At 54.0% G+C, this 19,908-nt stretch carries 17 protein-coding genes; 15 read left to right on the top strand and 2 right to left on the bottom strand.

All coding sequences use genetic code 11. The annotated features are described in order from the left end of the window. Positions 1–199 precede the first annotated feature (199 nt). Positions 200–748, bottom strand: coding sequence for a GbsR/MarR family transcriptional regulator (locus tag M2298_RS13530; RefSeq protein WP_063226756.1), 549 nt, complete (start codon positions 746–748; stop codon positions 200–202). A gap of 258 nt (positions 749–1,006) precedes the next feature. On the opposite strand from M2298_RS13530, the gene proV reads away from it, so the two are divergent. The 3 genes from proV to M2298_RS13515 are packed head-to-tail and all read left to right on the top strand — an operon-like array spanning position 1,007 to position 4,007. Next, entirely contained in the window at positions 1,007–2,230 is a 1,224-nt protein-coding gene (gene proV / locus M2298_RS13525; RefSeq protein ID WP_122966540.1) for a glycine betaine/L-proline ABC transporter ATP-binding protein ProV, read from the top strand. Continuing rightward, on the top strand, positions 2,230–3,069 hold the full coding sequence (locus tag M2298_RS13520; protein WP_122966541.1) for an ABC transporter permease: 840 nt from the start codon (positions 2,230–2,232) through the stop codon (positions 3,067–3,069). Before proV ends, M2298_RS13520 begins: the two co-directional genes overlap by 1 nt. Before the next feature lie 11 nt (positions 3,070–3,080). Next, on the top strand, positions 3,081–4,007 hold the full coding sequence (locus M2298_RS13515) for a glycine betaine ABC transporter substrate-binding protein (RefSeq protein ID WP_122966542.1): 927 nt from the start codon (positions 3,081–3,083) through the stop codon (positions 4,005–4,007). 83 nt (positions 4,008–4,090) lie between these two features. Here the strand turns inward: M2298_RS13515 and M2298_RS13510 are convergent, their stop codons facing one another. Beyond that, positions 4,091–4,660 carry a DUF1254 domain-containing protein gene (locus tag M2298_RS13510; RefSeq protein WP_280648616.1) on the bottom strand — a complete coding sequence of 190 codons (570 nt, stop codon included), beginning with the start codon at positions 4,658–4,660 and terminating at the stop codon, positions 4,091–4,093. 377 nt (positions 4,661–5,037) lie between these two features. Between M2298_RS13510 and M2298_RS13505 the strand changes: the two genes are divergently transcribed. From M2298_RS13505 to M2298_RS13450, 12 genes are all read left to right on the top strand, one after another. Further along, positions 5,038–5,928 carry a DUF2167 domain-containing protein gene (locus M2298_RS13505; RefSeq protein ID WP_229049752.1) on the top strand — a complete coding sequence of 297 codons (891 nt, stop codon included), beginning with the start codon at positions 5,038–5,040 and terminating at the stop codon, positions 5,926–5,928. Positions 5,929–6,102: 174 nt separating this feature from the next. Beyond that, positions 6,103–6,714: a DedA family protein gene (locus tag M2298_RS13500; RefSeq protein WP_122966556.1), complete on the top strand. Its 612-nt coding sequence runs from the start codon at positions 6,103–6,105 to the stop codon at positions 6,712–6,714. Positions 6,715–6,836: 122 nt separating this feature from the next. Then, entirely contained in the window at positions 6,837–7,391 is a 555-nt protein-coding gene (locus tag M2298_RS13495; RefSeq protein ID WP_229049975.1) for an amine oxidase, read from the top strand. A gap of 95 nt (positions 7,392–7,486) precedes the next feature. After that, complete coding sequence (locus tag M2298_RS13490) at positions 7,487–8,143, top strand: HlyD family secretion protein (protein WP_173596623.1); 657 nt, start codon at positions 7,487–7,489, stop codon at positions 8,141–8,143. 13 nt (positions 8,144–8,156) lie between these two features. Continuing rightward, entirely contained in the window at positions 8,157–9,716 is a 1,560-nt protein-coding gene (locus M2298_RS13485) for a DHA2 family efflux MFS transporter permease subunit (protein WP_173598566.1), read from the top strand. A gap of 36 nt (positions 9,717–9,752) precedes the next feature. After that, on the top strand, positions 9,753–10,898 hold the full coding sequence (locus M2298_RS13480; protein WP_122966552.1) for an HlyD family secretion protein: 1,146 nt from the start codon (positions 9,753–9,755) through the stop codon (positions 10,896–10,898). A 212-nt stretch (positions 10,899–11,110) separates the two neighbouring features. Continuing rightward, positions 11,111–12,175, top strand: coding sequence for an AAA family ATPase (locus M2298_RS13475; RefSeq protein ID WP_122966553.1), 1,065 nt, complete (start codon positions 11,111–11,113; stop codon positions 12,173–12,175). Positions 12,176–12,178: 3 nt separating this feature from the next. Then, positions 12,179–13,984 (top strand): DUF2201 family putative metallopeptidase, encoded by a 1,806-nt coding sequence (locus tag M2298_RS13470; protein WP_173596625.1) that lies wholly within the window; start codon positions 12,179–12,181, stop codon positions 13,982–13,984. Positions 13,985–14,123: 139 nt separating this feature from the next. Beyond that, complete coding sequence (locus tag M2298_RS13465) at positions 14,124–15,539, top strand: sigma-54 interaction domain-containing protein (RefSeq protein WP_122966765.1); 1,416 nt, start codon at positions 14,124–14,126, stop codon at positions 15,537–15,539. 58 nt (positions 15,540–15,597) lie between these two features. Further along, positions 15,598–16,707, top strand: coding sequence for a DUF917 domain-containing protein (locus M2298_RS13460; RefSeq protein WP_122966766.1), 1,110 nt, complete (start codon positions 15,598–15,600; stop codon positions 16,705–16,707). A gap of 3 nt (positions 16,708–16,710) precedes the next feature. Then, positions 16,711–18,084 (top strand): hydantoinase/oxoprolinase N-terminal domain-containing protein, encoded by a 1,374-nt coding sequence (locus tag M2298_RS13455; RefSeq protein WP_122966767.1) that lies wholly within the window; start codon positions 16,711–16,713, stop codon positions 18,082–18,084. A gap of 486 nt (positions 18,085–18,570) precedes the next feature. Next, the gene (locus M2298_RS13450; RefSeq protein ID WP_122966768.1) at positions 18,571–19,896 is read left to right on the top strand and encodes a purine-cytosine permease family protein; all 1,326 of its coding nucleotides are present in this window, start codon (positions 18,571–18,573) and stop codon (positions 19,894–19,896) included. Positions 19,897–19,908 lie beyond the last annotated feature (12 nt).

Genomic DNA, 19,908 nt, shown 5'->3' with positions numbered 1-19,908 from the left:
CATATTTCATCAGCTCCTTCGCTTATGGCAGCGGGACAGCCAGAGGCGGCTGCATCCGCTAGAACCATTGTAACACATCGCCTGTTTTATCATTCGGATTTTTTTGAACAATCGAACGGAAGGTAAAAACAGCCCCCATCCTGCTGGCTGCCAGTCAAGGAAGGGGGCTGTTTGTGTTGCATGTGTCAGAAAGCTGTCTTTACGAGTCGCTTTCTTTTTTCGGCACAAACTGAAAAATTTCATGGGATTCAAAAGAGTCGATCAGGCGCGATAGCCACAAGTAGTAATCCAGTCCGTTTTCAATCCGGCGGATGCTAAGCTCCACGCGTTCTCGCAGCTCGTCCGTCAACTCCTCGGATTGCTGGAGGGCGCGCAGCTCCTGAAGCGACTTTTTCAGGCTGTGCACATTTTGCTCGCTGGCATGGCGCCACTTCACGGAAAACAAGTCGATGAAGTTTTGGTACCAGTCCAGATTGACCTCGTAGTGGTCTTTGCGAGTTCCTTTTTTCCATATCTTTTCTACCATATTTAAGTCCATCAAGGTGCGAACGCCGGTGCTCATGCTGGTCTTGCTCATTCCCAGCGCTTCTCCCATTTCATCAAGCGTCATCGACTTGTCCTGAAACAGCAGCGTGCCATACAAGAGCCCCGTCGACATGGTGATGCCGTACAAATCCATGTTGCGGGCAAGTGTTTCAATCACGCGTTCTTGAGCCTTTTCGAGGATTCTTTCCTGATTCGTATCCATTTTGAAAAAAGCAGCTCCTCTAGTCATATTACCTGACTAGAATTGTACGTTCCTTACAGCAAAATGTAAATGGAGATATCAAACAGTATATACGAGATAAACTGCGAATACAGAAAGAAAAGTACGTAAAGTTTTTTCTGAACGCTGAAAATGCCCGATTATCGAGCCTCACCCAGTTTGAGGTAAAAAAGTGGGCTGGTTACAATTGTAAGGGTAAAGAACAGTCCGGATACGGGCGTAAAAGTTGGAGGTGACCATATGCCCAAGATCAAAGTAGAGAATTTGACCAAAATCTTTGGACGACAGCCCCAACGCGCATTGCCCCTCGTGAAACAAGGGAAGGCCAAGACAGATATATTGAAGGAAACGGGTCTTACCCTTGGGGTTAATCAAGCGAGTTTTGAGGTGCACGCCGGCGAAATTTTCGTCATCATGGGGCTTTCGGGTAGCGGGAAATCGACATTGGTTCGACTCTTGAACCGACTGATCGAACCGACGGAAGGCAAAATCCTGATCGACGGTACGGATATCGTCAGGATGAACACAGAACAGCTGCAACAGGTCAGAAGAAAGAAGCTCGGGATGGTATTTCAAAAGTTTGCCCTGTTTCCGCACAGGACCGTCCTGGAAAACGCAGCATATGGCCTGGAGATTCAAGGAATGGCCAAAGCAGAGCGCGAGGCCAAGGCGAAGCAATCGCTGGAACTGGTCGGACTGGGCGGCTGGGAAGCGAGCTATCCTGACCAGCTTAGCGGAGGAATGCAGCAGCGCGTCGGTCTGGCGCGTGCACTTGCCAATGAGCCGGATGTGCTGTTGATGGACGAAGCATTCAGCGCACTTGACCCGCTCATTCGCAAGGACATGCAGGACGAACTGCTGGAGCTGCAAAGCACCATGCAAAAGACGATCATCTTCATTACGCACGATCTCGATGAGGCGCTGAAAATCGGTGACCGGATTGCCTTGATGAAAGACGGAGCGATCGTCCAGATCGGCACACCGGAAGAAATTATGACCAATCCGGCCAACGAGTACGTGGAGCGCTTCGTGGAGGACGTGGATCGTTCCAAGGTGCTCTCCGCAGAGAACGTCATGAAGCGGGCCGAGACGATTACGTTGGATAAAGGGCCGCGCGTTGCCTTGCAGTTGATGAGGGATCGCGGTGTATCCAGCTTGTATGTAGTAGACAAGAAGAAGACGCTCCTCGGCGTTTTGACCGCAGATGCGGTCAGCCAGGCAAAAGAACAGGGCCAATCGTTGGAGTGGGTGCTTCGTACCGAAGTTCCGAAGGTAGGGCCGCAAACGCTCCTGAATGAACTGTTTGACTTGGTCGCTTTTTCGGATATTCCGGTGGCAGTGACAGGCGATCATGACCGCCTCCTGGGTGTCATCGTAAAAGGTGCCGTGTTGGGCGGATTAGCGGGAAAAGTAAACCAGGAAACGCCACTGCCGGTAAATGAAGAAGGGCAGGTGGATGAATGATGGATCAATTTTTTCCGAAGCTGCCCCTCGATAGTTGGGTAGAAACGATTGTAGATGGACTGGACGAACATTTGGGCTTTTTGTTCGATTTCATTTCGACATGCATTGGCGGGACGGTCGACTTTTTCAATCTGATTTTGACCGGACTGCCGTTCTGGGTGATTATCATCTTGCTTACACTGCTGGCGTATCGGGCTGGCAAGCTGTCTATCGCTCTTTTTACTTTCATTGGACTTCTTTTGATTCAAAACTTGGGTTATTGGGAGCATTCAATGGAAACACTTGCGCTGGTGCTGACAGCCGGACTCATTTCCGTCATTATCGGGATTCCCGTGGGAATCTGGTGCGCGAAAAGTGATTCCGTGCAAAAGGTCGTAACGCCGCTGCTTGATTTCATGCAGACGATGCCCGCGTTTGTGTATTTGATTCCTGCGATCTTTTTCTTCGGACTGGGGAAAGTGCCGGGCGTAATCGCTTCCGTCATTTTCGCGATGCCGCCGACGATTCGTCTGACCAATCTGGGGATTCGCCAGGTGCCGGCGGACTTGATCGAGGCTACGGAGGCGTTTGGTTCGACTTATTGGCAAAAGCTGACGAAGGTGCAACTGCCGATCGCCAAAACGACGATCATGGCAGGGATCAACCAGAGCATCATGCTGGCGCTGTCCATGGTCGTCATCGCCTCGATGATTGGGGCGAAAGGACTGGGTGCCGACGTATACCGCGCCGTGACGCAGATCAAGATCGGGGAAGGCTTCGAAGCGGGACTTGCCATCGTCATTATGGCGATTTTGCTGGACCGCATCACGCAAGGAGTAGGAAAGAGAAAAAAAGCGTAGGAGGGGTTTTCATGAAAAAAGCAACGTGGAAAGGTTTGGCTGTCGCATTGGGACTTGGATTGGTCATGGCGGGCTGCTCAAGTGCGGGCAGCTCCGAGGGTAACGGATCAACCAGCAGCAACAACGGTTCGGCTGCATCCAACGGTGTAGGCGCCGCAGTCGATCATAAAATCATCGGGATCGACCCAGGGGCAGGCTTGATGAAAGCGACCGAGAAAGTGCTCAAAGACTACGAGCTAAAAGACTGGGAGCTGGTCGAAGGCTCCAGTGCCGCGATGACGGCAGCTTTGACCCAAGCCTATAAAGACAAGAAGCCGATTATCGTGACGGGCTGGACGCCGCACTGGATGTTTTCCAAGTTTGAAATGAAATACTTGGAGGACCCAAAAGGAGTTTACGGAAAAGATGAGCAAATTCATACGGTCGTGCGGAAAGGCTTGAAGGAAGAACAGCCAAGCGCGTACGCTTTCCTCGATAAATTTTCCTGGACGCCAGCCGACATGGAGAAAGTGATGCTGGACATCGAGGGCGGCAAAAAGCCGGAAGAGGCAGCAGCAGAGTGGGTGAAAGCAAACGAAGCTACTGTGAGCAAATGGGTGGAAGGCGTACAGCCAGCCAATGGTCAAAAGCTGACGCTTGCCTATGTCGCCTGGGATTCCGAGATTGCCAGCACGAATGTGGTGAAAACTGTTCTGGAGCAAAAGCTGAACTACAAAGTTGAACTGAGCCAGGTAGAAGCTGGCCCGATGTGGGTAGGCGTATCCAACGGCGATGTGGACGGCATGGTTGCAGCTTGGCTGCCAACAACACATGCTGACTACATGGAGAAGCTCGGAAAAGACGTAGAAGACCTCGGCCCGAATCTGGAAGGAACCAAGCTGGGTCTGGCTGTTCCGACTTACATGGATATTACGTCCATTGAAGATCTGAAAAAGTAAAAGGAAGCTCCTCTATATAGAAGTAAATCATATAATAGAAGAAAGGCATCGCCAACGACCCGGCGGTGCCTTTTTGCTGTGCCTCAACTTCTGTCTACCGCGCCTGAAACGGCTTTGTTTCTTCTACTGCCGGCCACGAGTGCTGTTTGTTCAGCATGGACGGATCGGGAGCGAAGACGCGCAGCACGAGATTGAAGTCGCCTGCGGGAGTAGGCAGCCAGTTGCTTTCCTTGCCTTTCGGTGCCTCCCTCTGGATGTATCGCGGGCACGCTCAGCAAGACAGGCGTTTGGGACAAATCAAGCCAGGCGCTCATGTACAGCGTATCGGAGTTGGGCGTGACGATATCCCGGTAGGCGGGTGTCGCAAGCGAGTCCGCATAATAAAACTGGTTGAACGGGGCGCGCTGCTGCGTCATCTCCGTCATAGTTTTGGCAGAGGCGACGAGCGGATAGCCGTAAATATAAGCTTGCACGCCGAGCGAGTAAGCGAGGTTTTCCTGTGCGCTGAGAAAAGGCCCGAGCTGGCGGGCAAAAGGCGGTTTCGTCACCGGAGTCTTTTGATCGGACTGTGCGCCAGCGGCACCCGGCAAGGTCAGCCATACAAAAAGAAGAGAGAGAATCAGGGCAACGGTTTTTCGGGCGGGAAAAAGCATGCTTCTCCTCCTGTCATCAAGCGAGTAGTCTGGGGAATAGTGCTATTTTTCTGCACCGCGCTGCGTTTTTATACCAAATCGAACAGCCGCCTAAAAGCCGCTCGCCATGGTGACGACCCAATGTTCTCCCATCATTCATGGCTTCACCCGACTCGTCCGTGGTTCACATGGAGAACAGCATAAATGCAGCCGGGTTTTCGTGTGAAAAACGCCCTAGAGATAATGAGGAATAAGTAACGGAAAAACAAATAAATAACCAATTATATCCAGTTAATTTGAATCAATTTTCCCTGTAATTTCTAAATTCTCTTTGAAATAGGAAAATGATCCCGGTAAGATGAGGAGGTTCTTGAATAAACAGGATTGAGGGGTCAGGCATGAAAAGACGAAGTTGGCTATCATTTTTAGTTGTAAGCATGTTTGTGTTCGGAAGTGTCCTGCCTGCGAGTGCGGCAGGGAACTACAACGTTGTCGAGAGCGGAACGAAAGTAGAAATGGAAGGGAAGTTCTCCTTCACAGTCCCGGAAAATATGATCTTTCTCAATAAAGACGACACGATCAAAATGGAGAAAGAAAATGGCGACATCCCGACCATGAACGAAATCGGGAGCGTCCATCCGATCGAAGACAGCGAAAATTGGGCGTTGTTTATCGAATACGAAGACACCGGACATATTAGCGACGACGAGCAAAACGAAATCAATGCCGAAGAACTGCTGCAAAGCTACAAGGACGGCACCGAGGAAGCGAACAAGCAAAGACAGCCGGAGGAGCAGTTTCATGTGATCGGCTGGAATGTAAAGCCGTCCTATAACGCGGCGACGCATGAACTGGAATACTCCATGCTTGCGGAAACCGCGCAGAAAACCCAGTTTTTGAACTACAAGCTGCAAGTTTTGACGCGTACCGGCCATGTTTCTTTCATTCTTGTGACGGACGTTCCAGCGCTCGCGAAGGACAAGCAGACATTGCGGGAAAAAATCTTGAAAAACTTCGTCGTAAAAGAAGGCCAGCGCTACAGCGATTTTGACGCCAAGACAGACAAGGTCGCTGAATACGGGCTGACTGGCTTGATTCTCGGAGGCTTGGGCGTTGCCGCTGCGAAGAAGCTGGGCTTCCTCGCCCTGATTCTCGCCTTTGCCAAAAAAGGTTGGATTATTATCGTCGTGCTGTTGGGCGCGATTGGCGGCTTCGTGAAAAAGCTGTTCAACAAAAAGAAAAACAACGCTGCACCGACCGATTCGGACGAGGAAAAACCGTCCGCGTAAAAGCTCGACAAAACAAAGAACGATTGCCAAAAAGACAGCCGGATTTTTCGCTTTGGGCGAGAACGAGGCTGTCTTTTTCATGCGGAAAGGGAGAGCGGAAAGGGGCGAATCTCGCAAAAAAATCAAGAATGACAAGCAGGCAGGAGGGAATACAATGGAAGAGGAAAACGTTTTTTGGAGGTAGCCGTGGAACAGCACCTGGACTTTTTTGTGATGAAATACGGATATGTGGGCGTGTTTTTTTCGCTTGCGCTTGGGGTGATCGGGCTGCCGATTCCCGATGAAGTCTTGATGACGTATACCGGATACGCTGTGTCGCGCGGGGTTTTGCAGATGCCGTTTGCCGTGCTGAGCGCTTTTTTGGGAGCGGCCGCAGGCATCACCGTCAGCTACTTGATCGCGTCCAAATGGGGGTTGCCGCTTTTGCTCAAAGTGGGGCCATATTTGCATTTGAATCCGAAAAAGATCGAGTCCACGCAAAAGCTGTTCGCCAAGTACGGCACCTTTTTGTTGATTGTCGGCTACTTTTTGCCGGGTGTCCGCCACATCACGGCTTACTTGGCAGGGATGTCCGGGATGAAGTATCGCGTCTTCGCGGTGTTTGCCTATACGGGAGCTTTTTTGTGGAGCATCACTTTCTTGCTTTTGGGCAGAGCGCTGGAAAAAGAATGGTTCAAAGTCACCGTCTATGTCAGGCATTACGGCTTGACGTTTTTGCTGATTGGCGGGGCGATTGCCATTGCGTGGTACTTGTTGGTGAAGTACAGACAAAGCGTGAAGACATGACAGGAAAAAAATGTTGAAAAAAGGCTTTACAAACCGACGGTCGGTTTGTATTATTAGATCAGAAAGCAATGACTGATTCCATCATTCATAAAAAAGGTGACGAGGAGAGTTGTACCGTGATCATGACTTTGTTCTGGATCTTTATCGACTTGATCCCATTTATCGTAGCGTTTCAAGTGCAGCCGCCGACACTCGGGTTTGCCATCGGCTTCGTTCTCGCCCTGCTGATCTATTTGTTTCAGAAAAAGCGATTCGGGGAAGTGACGACGATTATCGCGATCAAAGTATTTTACTTCTTTTGCGGCTTCTGGATTGCCTTGTTCTTCCCTGTGTTTCATCTGTTCGACTTTACCCAATTGTTCATGTACGCGATTCTTGCCCTGGCAGCCATCTGGTCGCTGTGCATCAAAAAGCCGTTTACGCTTCAATACGCGAAAAAAGTAGTGCCGGAGAGCTTCACCACGCATCCGCTGTTTCTCGCCTCGAATTTTTGGTTGACACTTATCTGGGCTGTTGTGTTCGCACTCTCGCTCGTTTGCTCCGTACTGTTTGCGCTCGCGATGATTTCCGGAGAAACAGGCGTTTTGCTGGTCAATATTTGGAACATCGTCGGGATCGCCGCTACCATCCTCGTGCGTCCAGTAGTGAAGCGTTACTTTTTGAAAAAGCAAGCCTGAGACGAGGCATCGCATGAACGTGCGAGCCTGATATTTTACCCACTCACAAACCGACAGTCGGTTTGTGAGTGCGAACAAGGAGGCAATCACCTGTTATGGAAAAGAAAAAACGCAATCCGAAGCTGATTTTGGCCGCCGTTTTTCTGCTGGTCGTCGCTGTAGTCGGCTACTACGGTTACCAGAGCTATTTTTACGTCAAAACGGAAGATGCTGTCGTGACGGGCGAGATTTACAAAATTGCCCCCAAGGTGGCCGGAAAGCTGACGCATGTGACGGTCGATGTCGGCAGTCAGGTGCAAAAAGACGAGATCGTGGCTGAACAGGAGCAAGTCAACGCGGCAAGTCCGACCCAGGTGGACAGCTTGATGGTCCGTTCCCCGATCGACGGCGTGATTTTGCAAAGAGCCGCCAAGGAAGGCGAGGTCATTGGTGCGGGCAACACGTTGGCGCTGGTCGTCGACAAGCGGAAGCTGTACGTGGAAGCGCATGTGGAGGAAGCAGAAGCGGGCTATATCCAGGTCGGGCAGCCGGTCGATATCGTGCTGGATAAATACCCGGGGCAAACGTTCCGCGGAACGGTCAATCGCATCGGCGAAGCTACCCAGTCGACATTTTCCTTGCTGCCGCTAGTGAATGCGAGCGGAAACTTCACCAAAGTAACCCAGCGCATCGCTGTAAAAATTACGTTTGACGAGGGGCCGTACGACTTTCAGCCAGGTTTGAATGCCAATGTGTCCATCCACGTGCGATAAGGATGTGTAGCCGATGAGTCCTCAAGAAAATTTTTGGCCGGGTGTGTTTGCGATCGTGCTTGGTACGTTCATGGCTGTGCTCGATACGAGCATCGTCAATGTGGCGATTCCGGAAATGATGAATGTGTTCGGGGCGTCGACGGAGGAAATTCAATGGGTCGTGACCAGCTATACATTGACGATGGCTGCTGTCATTCCGCTGGCCGGGTTTTTGGGTATCCGGTTCGGCATCAAAAAAAGCTATCTCGCCAGCCTGTTCCTGTTCACACTCGGTTCGCTGCTGTGCGGTCTGGCTGTCAGCAACGGGACGATGATCGCGGCGCGAATCATTCAGGCGGCAGGCGGCGGACTGATGATGACGATCGGGCAATCGATGATTCAATTCGTCGTCCCGCGCGAAAAAATCGGCCCAGCCATGGGAGTATTCGGCATCTCGGTCTTTGTCGCTCCCGCTGTCGGGCCGACGTTAAGCGGCTATTTCGTCGAGCATCTCGACTGGCGATTCATTTTCACGGTGAACATTCCGTTTGGCATTTTGGCGATGTTTCTGGTGTGGCGCTGCTTGCAGGAAAGCGAAGCGAATCGTAAACAGCCTTTTGATCTGCAAGGGTTTGTCTGGTCGGCTGTAGCGCTGGTGAGTCTTCTGCTCGCCGTGACGAAAGGCGAGGAGTACGGCTGGGACTCTTTTACGATCGTATCGTTGCTGATGAGTGCCTTGATCTGCGGGTACATGTTCGTGATGCGAGAGCTGTCGACGGCTCATCCGCTGGTCGATGTGCGGCTGTTCGCCAATCGGCAGTTTACGCTCGGGCTTTTGGTAAACAGTCTGATTATGGTCGGCAATTTCGGCGTCATTTACCTGCTGCCGATCTATTCGGAGAACATGCTCGGTCGCACGGCGATGGATACCGGGCTGATGATGCTGCCGCAAGCGATTGCCTCCGGGATCGTCACGCCGATATGCGGCATGCTGGCGACGCGCATCGGTTTGAAGCCTTTGATTGTCGTCGGTCTCGCTTTATGCATCGTGCCCGGATATTTTTTAACCCAAGTCGATTTGAACACCAGCATGTCGACGATTCACTGGCTGCTTGCCTTGCGCGGGATCGGACTCGGCATGTGCCTGATGACTTCCATGCAAATTCCGCTGGTGGCTGTATCTGAGCCGGAACGAGTGCCCGCAGCTTCGGTGATCACGAATATTTCTCGGCAAGTTGCTACCTCGATCGGCATTGCCGGATTGATTTCCTTGTTTACCAGAAGAGGCGCGGTGCACGCGGCACAAATGGGCGAGCAGGTCACGACCACGCGGCAATCCGTCGTGGAGACGCTGTCCCAATGGCAGCAAATGTACGTGGCAAAAGGCATGTCGCTTTCGGAAGCCTATTCGTCGGCTGTCGGATTGCTCGGTCAACTCGTGCGAAAATACGCGGCAATCGCTGCGCTGCAAGACAGTTTGTTCGTGGCGGTTCTCGTGCTGGTAGCGGCGTTTTTGACCATGCTGATTGTGAAAGAAAACAAGGCCGCTCTGCAAGCAGGCCAGGAAGCGAGTCGTTCGGCGATCGTAGATTGATCGATTTTTCCCCATCACTTATCAGGAGGGTTTCCCATGAAAAAGTATAAACAGCGGCTGGCTGTATTGGCAGGAAGCGTCGCAATGATCTGCCTGGCTGGTTGCGGATCGGTGCAGCCTGTGGCATTGTCGACAGACACTGTCCAAGGGGCGCAGGCGACAGCGAAAGAAGCGGGGACGCATGTGTTCAGCGGAAAAATGGTCGGGATTGAAGAGGTGACGATTTTCCCCAAGACAGCGGGCAGAGTGAAAGCCGTTCTTCACGATACAGGCGACCGGGTAGAAGCAGGTGCTCCGCTTGTGGAGATGGAGACAGTCGAGCTTGCGGCGAGTTTGAGCATGGCCAAAGCGGAGCTTGCCATGGCACAGGCGAAGTGGGAGGAAGCGAAAAAAGGGCCGAGAGCGGAAGACTTGCAGTACGCAAAAGCGGGCTGGCAACAGGCTGCAAGCAAGTATGAAGAAGTGAAAAACGGCAAGCGGCCCGAGGAGCTTTCCCAGCTTGCAGCGTCCGAACAGTCGGCGAAATCCGTCTACGAATCTGCCAAAGCCAAGTATGCGCGGGCCAAAGCTTTATACGAGCAAGGCGGCCTTTCCAGTCAGGGGCTGGACGATGCGCAGACCGCTTTGGCGCAGGCAGAAGCGCAGTACGTGCGAGCCGAGGAAGAGGTAAGGCTGGCCAAACAAGGGGTAACGAAGCCGGCGCTGCAATCGCTTGCCTCCAATGTCGACCAGATGAAGGCGATGTACGACAAAACGAAGAACGGGGCGACCAAGGAGCAGATTGCCCAATACGAGGCCAGCGTGCAGAAGGCGCAAGCAGCGGTAGCCAATGCCCAGTACCAGTTGGATAACGCTACGCTGAAAAGTCCGATCAGCGGCTACATCAGTACGAAAAATGTGCAGGCAGGCGAAATGGCGAATGCAAACACAGCCGTTATGAGCGTGGTCAACACGGATCGGCTGTATGTCGTCATCGGCGTTTCCGAGACAGACATTGCCCGTTTTTCCCCTGAGCAACAAGTCGATGTGGCGATTGAGGCGATCGGGCAGCACGTCCAGGGGAAAGTGGCGCGAATCAGCCCGAAAGCAGACCCGGGAACGAACATGTACACGGTGAAAATTGTCGTGAGCAACGCAAAAGGCAACCTGCGCTCAGGCATGACAGGGGTCGTCTCGCTTTGATCGCATCGGAAGGAAGTCGCGAAAGGTACGAAAAAAGCTCGCAGCAGCGTGAAGGCAATAAACGCTGCTGCGAGCTTTTTTCCTTGCCTGCTGTCCAGACATCTTGTAAAATTAGGAAATATTTGTGGTGTGACGGTCGCTAAAGCCAATGGAATACACGAAGGAAAGAGGTCGATTGCCGCTAACATTATTCGAACAAGAGAGGTATTGGAATGAATCTAGCCATCAACGTAACGCAAAATCAACTGATGGACGTGCTGCTCAATGTAGCTGTGGCCCGTCCCGTCTTTATTTGGGGAGCGCCGGGGATCGGGAAGTCCGCCCTTGTTGAGGCGTTTGCCCAGCAGGTAGGCTTGCCCTGCGTCTCCCTTTTGGGAAGTCAGCTGGCACCGGAAGATATTATCGGCGTCCCGCAAATTGTGGACGGCAAAAGCCGCTTTTGCCCGCCTGCCCAAATCGCGCGGGAAGAGCCGTACTGCCTCTTTCTCGACGAGCTGAATGCGTGTTCGCAAGAGGTGCAAAAAGCGTTTTACAGTCTGATTCACGAGCGCAGAATCGGGGATTACCACCTGCCGGAAGGGTCGATTGTGATCGGGGCGGGAAACCGTGCCCAGGACAGCGCGATTGTCAAGCCGATGTCGTCGGCGCTGATCAACCGGATGTTTCACGTGCAGCTGCTGGTTTCCCACGAGCAATGGCTGAATTGGGCGTATACAAACGGGATTCACTCGTACGTTCTGCAATTTTTGGAGGTGCGTCCCGATTATTTGTGGTCGCAGCCGCCGAAGACGGAAGAACCGTTTTCCACCCCGCGTTCCTGGCATATGCTGTCGGACGCGCTGCATGAGTTTGGCGATGGCCTGACTAGCGAAATGGTCGGTGTGCTCGCGTACGGTTGCCTGACGCCGCAGCATGCCGCGCAGTTCAAGGCTTTTCACAAGAACCTGCAAGGCAAGTACCAGCTTCATCGCATTTTGGAAGGAGAGACTTCTTTCCCGAGTGCGCCTGAGGATCGGGATGTGCTGTACTTTTTGGCCGATTCGTTCCGCGCCCAGATCAAAAAAGAGCTGCCGCAAGACAAAGCTTCCGTAAGCGATTTGCACAAGCGGTTTGCTCACCGGGCCAAAGCTTTGCTCAAGGATCTTTCGGCGATCTCGCTGGAGATGGCGCAGATGGTCGTCGCCCGCCACGACGACGGGGATGGGCTGCCGGACTGGTTTGTCGTTGAAGTCATCCGCGATTTGCCGCGCCTGGCTCTGGACAGAAAGGGCAAGTAGCCGATGGGAAAAGGAGCGAGAGCAAACACCGATCCCGCGACGCAAAACTATCAGCAGGCCGTCCAGTTTTTGGCGCATCATCCGATGTTCGGGCCGCTGTTCTCCCGCGCTGATCTGTTTCGCAGGGAGCACAATTTATGCCCGGACAACGGCTGGGCAGTCGTGACCAAGCACGGGAGCATACACGTCCATGCGAAGCGCAGGGGAGAGGTTGAGGAATGGATTTACGTCCTCGCCCATGCTCTGCTGCACCTTGGGTTTGGGCACTTTGTAGAAAAAAAGCATCCTGCTCTGTGGAACATCGCTTGCGATTGTTACGTCACCCGCTTTTTGAAGGACATGAAGCTGGGGAAGCCTCCTGCCGAGATGTCCTACGAGCTGGAGCTGTCCGGCAAGAGCGAGGAAGAGCTGTACGAATGGTTTGTCGAGCACGGCGTTCCCGAGCATTTGAAGCTGTTCGGAACAGGCGGGGAAAGACAGCCGGATATGCTGTTCACGGACAAATACGTGCGGTACAACTACAACCGGGACGTGAAGTGGGAGCGGCTTCTCGGCATCGGGCTATCCCAAGCCGTCCAGAGCGCTGTGAGCGTGGCGGGAGGATATGCCGATGCGCTGGGCAGCGAAGCGGTCAAGCTGACGGATGCGCAAAAAGCCAAGCGCTGGTTCATCAATCACTACCCGCTGCTTGCTTCGTTGGCCAGCCATTTCACGATTATCGAGGACTCCCTGATCTGTCAGCGCCTGCAAATATCGGTGGCTGCCATCGATGTGAACGCCGGAGAGATTTTCATCAATCCGGCGGCAGGGCTGGACGAGGAAGAATGCAAGTTCGTGATGGCGCATGAACTGCTGCACGCGGGCTTGCGCCACCATGAGCGTTGTCAGGGCAGGGACCCGTACTTCTGGAATGTAAGCTGCGACTACGTGATCAATCAATGGCTGATGGAGCTTGGAGTGGGGCGGTTTCCGCAGATTGGCGGGCTGTACGATCCCGATTTGAAAGGGCTGTCGGCCGAAGCCATCTACGATCGCATCGTCACGGATATGCGGACGTACCGCAAGTTGTACACGCTCAGAGGAATTGGCATGGGCGATATTTTGGACGGAGATGATCCGCGCTTTTGGGAAATGGGGCCGGGCACGACGCTGGATGACTTTTACCGCAGTGCCATGTCGCAAGGTCTGATCTATCACCAGGAGCGGGGCAGGGGGCTTTTGCCGGCAGGATTGGTGGAAGAAATCCGCGCCCTGGGTCAACCGCCGATCCCGTGGGATGTGCAGCTGGCACGCTGGTTCGACGAGCATTTTCCGCCATTGGAAAAGAGACGCACGTACGCTCGCGCCAGCCGCAGGCAATCCTCCACGCCGGATATTGCCCGCCCGGCCTGGGCGCATATGGAGACGGAGCAGCTGGCGCGTACGTTCGGAGTCGTGATCGACACGTCCGGATCGATGGGAACGAAGCTTTTGGGAAAAGCGTTGGGAGCGATTGCGAGCTACAGCGAGGCGCGCGATGTTCCGTATGCCCGTGTCGTCTTTTGCGATGCGCAAGCGTACGATGCCGGGTATCTTTCGCCCGACGACATCGCGGATCGCGTAAGTGTCAAGGGGCGCGGCGGTACGGTTTTGCAGCCGGGCATCGACCTGCTGGAGAAGGCCGACGATTTTCCCAAGGATGGTCCGATTCTCATCATTACAGACGGGGAGTGCGATCGGCTGCGGATTACGCGCAGCCATGCGTTCATGCTGCCAAAAGGAAGTCATCTGCCTTTTGTGGCGAAAGGCCCGATTTTTCGGATGGAATAAGGAAGCAGCATTGAAGCACCGTAATGGCGGTGCTTTTTTGCGTGGAAAAAACTTGGTGCAGGCTTTTGCTGGAACACGGGAGTGGCATGAGCTATTCTGTATAATAAATCTGAAAATATCGCAAACGGGGAGTGCAGGGATGACAGGACAGGAGAGCAAGGACAGAAAACTGCTGCTGCAAGAAGTCGAAGGGCTGTTGACGTTCATCGGCCAGCCGGTGCTGGTTGTGGATGCAAACGGTCGCGTCATGCATGCCAATCATGCGGCCGAGCACGTATGGCAACGTTCCCTGGCTGTCCTTTTGACGAAAAACTTGCAAGCTTTCGCGCCTTCTGCCAAGCTGCTCGACTTTGTGAAAAAGGGCAAGCCGCTGCGCGATTTTCCCGTGGAGATTGTCGACGGGAGCGGAAAACGCCTGCCTTGCCTCTGCCGACTGCATCCGTTGTACATCGGGCAACAGCCGGAAGGAGCGATCTTGCAGTTCACAGAGCAGCGCAAGGAGTCGGAGCAGGAAAAAAATCGGCGGTATGTCACGCGCTATACGTTTGCCGACATTCGCGGAAACAGCGAGGCGATCCGGGCGCTGAAAGACTCGGCAGCCAAAATTGCCAAAAGCGATTCGACGGTTCTGATTCGCGGAGAGAGCGGGACGGGCAAGGAAGTGCTCGCCCAGTCGATTCACGATGCCAGCTCGCGCCGCAGCGGGCCGTTTGTCGCCATCAACTGCGCGGCGATACCGGAAGCCTTGTTGGAAAGCGAATTGTTCGGCTACGAGGAAGGGGCTTTTACCGGAGCGAAAAAAGGCGGCAAGGCAGGGCGGTTCGAGCTGGCTTTGCACGGGACGCTGTTTCTCGATGAGATCGGCGATATGCCGCCGTTTTTGCAGGCCAAGCTGCTTCGCGTCCTGCAGGAGCGGCGAATCGAGCGGGTGGGCGGCTCAGAAAGCATCCCTGTCGATGTCCGGTTGATCGCAGCCACGCACAAGGATCTCGACGCGATGATCGTCAGCGGTCAGTTTCGCGAGGACTTGTACTACCGCTTGCACGTCATCCCGCTGCACGTACCGCCGTTGCGCGAGCGAAAAGACGACCTGTACGACCTGATCCACTACTATTTGAAGCTGTTTGCGGACAAGCTGGGCAAGGAATCGAAGCGCTTTTCCGCCCAGGCGTTGAAATGTTTGATCGACTACCACTGGCCGGGAAACATTCGCGAGTTGGAAAACACGCTGGAATACATCGTAAACCTGGAGATCGGCGACCTGGTGACGATCAGCAGTTTGCCTGCGATCATTCGCGGGAATCGCACCAGTGAAGAAGCGCTTGCTGTCCTGCCGCAAGCGCCGTCCGTGGCTGCGTCTGCGCATGCGTCTGTCCCGCCAGACGCTGTACCCATCCGACTGGGCGATTCAAGCGAGCAAGCGGAGGTACAGCTTCTGTTGCAAGCGATCCAGCAATTTGGCAAAAGCACCGAAGGGAAGCGGAAGGCTGCGGAGTTTTTGGGCATTAGCGTCGCTACCCTGTACAGACGCCTGCAAAAAATCAATCGCAAGTAGGCTTCTCCCACGCTGACAAGGGCATGAGGATATTCAACGAGAGGGAGTGGAGAGTGGCATGTATCTGGAGGAAAAAGACGTGGACTCGATCGCGTGCGGAGCGATGTTTCTCGGCTCTGGAGGAGCTGGCGACACGACCGTTTTGCAAATCATGGCGAAGCAGGCCATTCACGACAACGGCCCGGTCCGGCTGCTCTCTCCTTTCGAGCTGCAAGACGATGCATGGGTCGTCTCGATGTCGATGATGGGCTCGCCCGCTGTCCATTACGAAAAAATGATGTCAGGGCATGAGCTGATCATGGCGCTTCGGCTGCTGGAAGAAGAGAAGCAGATCAAGGCAAGGGCGCTGATCGCTCTGGAAATCGGGGGCATCAATGCGATCACGCCGATACTGGCGGCAGCGCTGACGGGCTTGCCGCTGGTCGATGCAGACGGGATGGGCCGGGCTTTTCCCGAGTGCCAGATGACGACGTTTCACGCTTTTGGAGCCGAAGCCAGGCCGTTCATCATCTGTGCCGACAACGGCAAGTGCCAGCGCTACTTGCATCCGTCCACGATTGAAATCGAGCGGGCGGCGCGGATTTCCATGACGAACATGGGCGGTTCGGTAGCCTTGGCGAGCTTTCCCATGACAGGCAAGCTGTTGCAGGAAGCCGCGATCCATCATACGTTTTCCGTGTGCAAGCGAATTGGCGAAAGCGTACTGGCGGCAGGAAGCAGCGTGCAGCGCGTCTACAGCAGTCTGGCGGCGGAACTGCAAAACTCGATCTACGGCAAGCCTTGCAAGCTGATCGAAGGCAGGATCGTCGAGCTGCAACGTTATTTGCAGGACGGCTTTTTGCGCGGAGAGCTGCTGGTGGAAGGAAGCGGCTTTCACCATACGGAACAGGTCGAGATCGAGTTTCAGAGTGAATACTTGCTGGCGAGACAAGGAGAGCGGATTGTTGCCACTGTGCCCGACCTGATTTGCATTTTGGAAGCAGACAGCGGTCTTCCGCTCATGATCGACGAATTGGAAAAGCAGATGAAAGTCTGGGTGATCGCCATCCCGTGCCCGATCATCCTCCGTCACCCCAAGATGCTCGATTTCGTGGGGCCGTGGAACTTCGGGGTAGGAGACAGCTACGTGCCGGTGGAACAGCGGTTTTCCGAGGAAGGGAGCGGGTGAGCGATGCTGCGCTTGGGAATTGACGTCAGCGGTTTGCACACAGATGCCGTGCTGATGGATGAAAATGCAGCGATTGTCGCGACTGCCAAGGTGCGCACCTCACCGGACATGCTGTCCGGCATCGCGGAAGTTTTGCAGGCCATCTTGCGGGAAAACAAAGCGTGGAGCAGCCAGATCGCGGATGTCATTATCGGGACGGACTACTTTGAAAATGCGCTGCGCGAAGGAAAGAAGCTGGCAAAAGTATGCTCCATACGCATCGGCCAGGCGAAAAGCATGATTCCTCCGCTGTACGGTGCCCCTGTCCGGTTGCAGGAGGCAATCGGTCTGAGCTCTTGTCACGTATACGGCGGACATGAGCTGGATGGAAGTGTTTCTTTGCGCCAACTGACGCGGGCGGAAGTCGAGCGGGAGCTGCGCGACCTGGATGCTGGACAGGCAGAAGCTTTTGCCATAACGGGAACTTTTTCCCCTGTCAGTCATGCGCATGAAATCCAGGTGGCAGAATGGGTCAGGGAGATTTGCGGCGAGGAGCGGCCCGTGGCTCTGTCGCATGAACTGGGCAGCATCGGCTTTTTGGAAAGGGAAAACGCGACGATTCTCAATGCCGCTCTGTCAAAGCTTACGCACGACTCGCTGTCAGGCTTGCGGGAGCTGCTCGACAGGCAAAAGCTTGCGGCGGAGATTTTTTTGACGCAGAGCGACGGCTCATTGCTCACGTACGAATCGGCTTTGCGCCACCCGATCCGCACGTTTGGCGCCAGAATCTCGGACAGCTTCCGCGGCGCCGCGCTTTTGACCCGGATGAATGACTGTATCGTCGTCGATGTGAGCCGGGAAAAGGTTTGCGTCGGTGTGCTGGAAGGCGGCTTTCCCAAAGAAAGCAGGCGCAATCAAAAGCTGGTGGGAATCCGCCTCAATTTGCAGATGCCGGATACGGCGCTGATTGCGCGCGACGGGCATGAGGCGGTCGACGATGATTTGCTGGATGCGGTCTATCACGCGATCCAGCGTTTTCAGCCGCGCTTCGAGCCGCTTCCGATCGTGTTCGTCGGGCAAGAGAGCGAAGCCTTGGCTGCCTTTTTCAAATACCCGTGGTCTGAGGTGGTTCACCCGCCTGCTTATCCTCATGCCAGCGCGATTGGCGCATGTATAGCGCCCGTCAGCGGCAGCGTCGACCGGATTTACTGGCTGGTGGGGGAAGGAAAGCGGGAACAGATCATCGAGGTGGCAAAAGCGGAGGCGATCCGATCTGCGATCCAGGCTGGGGCTGTGCCGGAGACGGTGTTTGTGCAGTCGGCAGAGACGATCCCGCTTTCGTATATGCCGACGCGCGCCTTGCGCATGAGGGTGAAGGCGATCGGGCAGAGGCGGTAAAAGCGGAGAGAGCGATAAGAGCTGACAGGAAGCGGCTGGCGGGGCTTGGCCGTTCCCCGTTTTTTCGCACAAGCGATTTTCTCAAAGTGATAAAACTGCGAAAATGTGAGAAAGTATGAGAAATGAAGAGAAATAACGGTTTGTCATCAAGGAGAGCTTCGCTGCTTTTCCAGACTGCTCCCGAAATTTTCAACTATATTTTTACAAATATGATAAAAACAGATGCAGCGAATGTAGCTCGCATCTGTTTTTTTGTGCGTATAAGCGAAAACGGGTTGGCATGGGATTTGCTTTTATAAAATTTTCAGATAATACAAAATTCTATCCCTGATTCGTCAAAGGAGCTGCCGCAACATTATCGAGGAAAGCGAGGGCTGCATGAAGCAAGGCTGACAAAGACTTTTGGGCAACGGGCAACACTTTTTTCGCACTTATTCCCTTATTAGATGGATAGGCACACAAACAACATGAAGGAGGGTGAATGTGATGGCGGGTCATTCCAAGATGGCAGACGATTTCTCGCTCACGCGCGTGCCAAAAGAGGCGCGGGTGCCGATGTGGGAAATCCTGGTCATTCGCATCGGGGCTTTTACATCATTGAGTCAGTTTATTTTGGGGGCGGCGCTCGGATACGGAATGACGTTCTGGGATGCGGCACTGGCGAGCTTGCTGGGATGTATTTTGCTGGAGGTCATTACGTTTTTGATCGGGATCGCGGGCATGCGGGAAGGGCTGTCCACGAGCATGCTGACCAGATGGACCGGATTCGGCAAGTACGGCTCCAGCATGATCGGTTTGGTGATCGCCGTGGCGACGATTGGCTGGTTCGGGGTGCAAAACTCGATCTTCGGTCAAGGGCTGAACGATGCGTTGGGTGGGGCGCTTGGCTTTCCGCTGTCAGCCACGTTGACGGGGCTGTTCGTGACCGCAATCGTCGTTTTCGGCTTCAAATGGCTCGGGTTGACAGCCAAAATCGCGGTGCCAGGCTTTTTGCTCGCGGTTGCCTACGGGATTTACAACGTGTTTGAAAATCACTCGCTCAGCGAGTTGATCGCGTCGGCTGCTCCGGGACCAGCCTTGACATTGGGCACAGCGGCGACGATGGTGGCTGGCAGCTTCATGGTCGGTGCGGTACTCACTCCCGATATGACGCGGTATTGCCGAAGCGGCAAGGATGTCCTCTGGTCCACCTTGATCTCGGTTGTGATCGGGGAAATCGGAATCAACCTGATTGCCGTGCTCATGGCGCATGCGGTCCAAAGCAGCGACGTCGTGACGATTGCCTTGCAGACGTCCGGCTGGCTCGGCGCAGCCACAGTCGTGTTTGCCACGGTCAAGATCAACGATATCAACTTGTACTCGGCATCGCTCGGGATCACCAATTTTATCGACTCGATTTTTGGCAAAAACGTCAATCGCGGCTTCATTACGTTGGTCGTCGGTGTCGTAGGGACTGTGCTGTCTGTGCTTGGCATTTTGGATCAGTTCGTCAACTTCCTGATTTTTCTCGGGGTGTGGGTGCCGCCGATTGCGGGGATCATGGTCGTCGACTACTTCATTTTGAAGCGCAGCCGGGCCGTCTTGGAGGAGAGCCGCAAGCGAGGCGCCTTGCCTGACACTTGCGAATCGATGAATCCAGTTGCGCTTGCGGCGTGGGCGCTTGGCTTTTTCACAGGCTACTTGTTTGACTGGGGCATCCCGTCAATCAATTCGCTCGTTGCCAGCGGGATCGTCTACTACTTGGGCATGAAGCTGTTTGGCTCCGCACCAGACGCCAAGCTGACGAAATCAGATTTGAACCGCGCTGGCTGACATTTGCAGAAA

Origin of the sequence: Brevibacillus sp. 1238 (genome assembly GCF_029892995.1) — a bacterium.
In the GTDB taxonomy this organism is placed as follows: domain Bacteria; phylum Bacillota; class Bacilli; order Brevibacillales; family Brevibacillaceae; genus Brevibacillus; species Brevibacillus parabrevis.
Note: the sequence above shows the minus strand (reverse complement) of the source record. Positions and strands in the feature narration are given on the sequence as shown.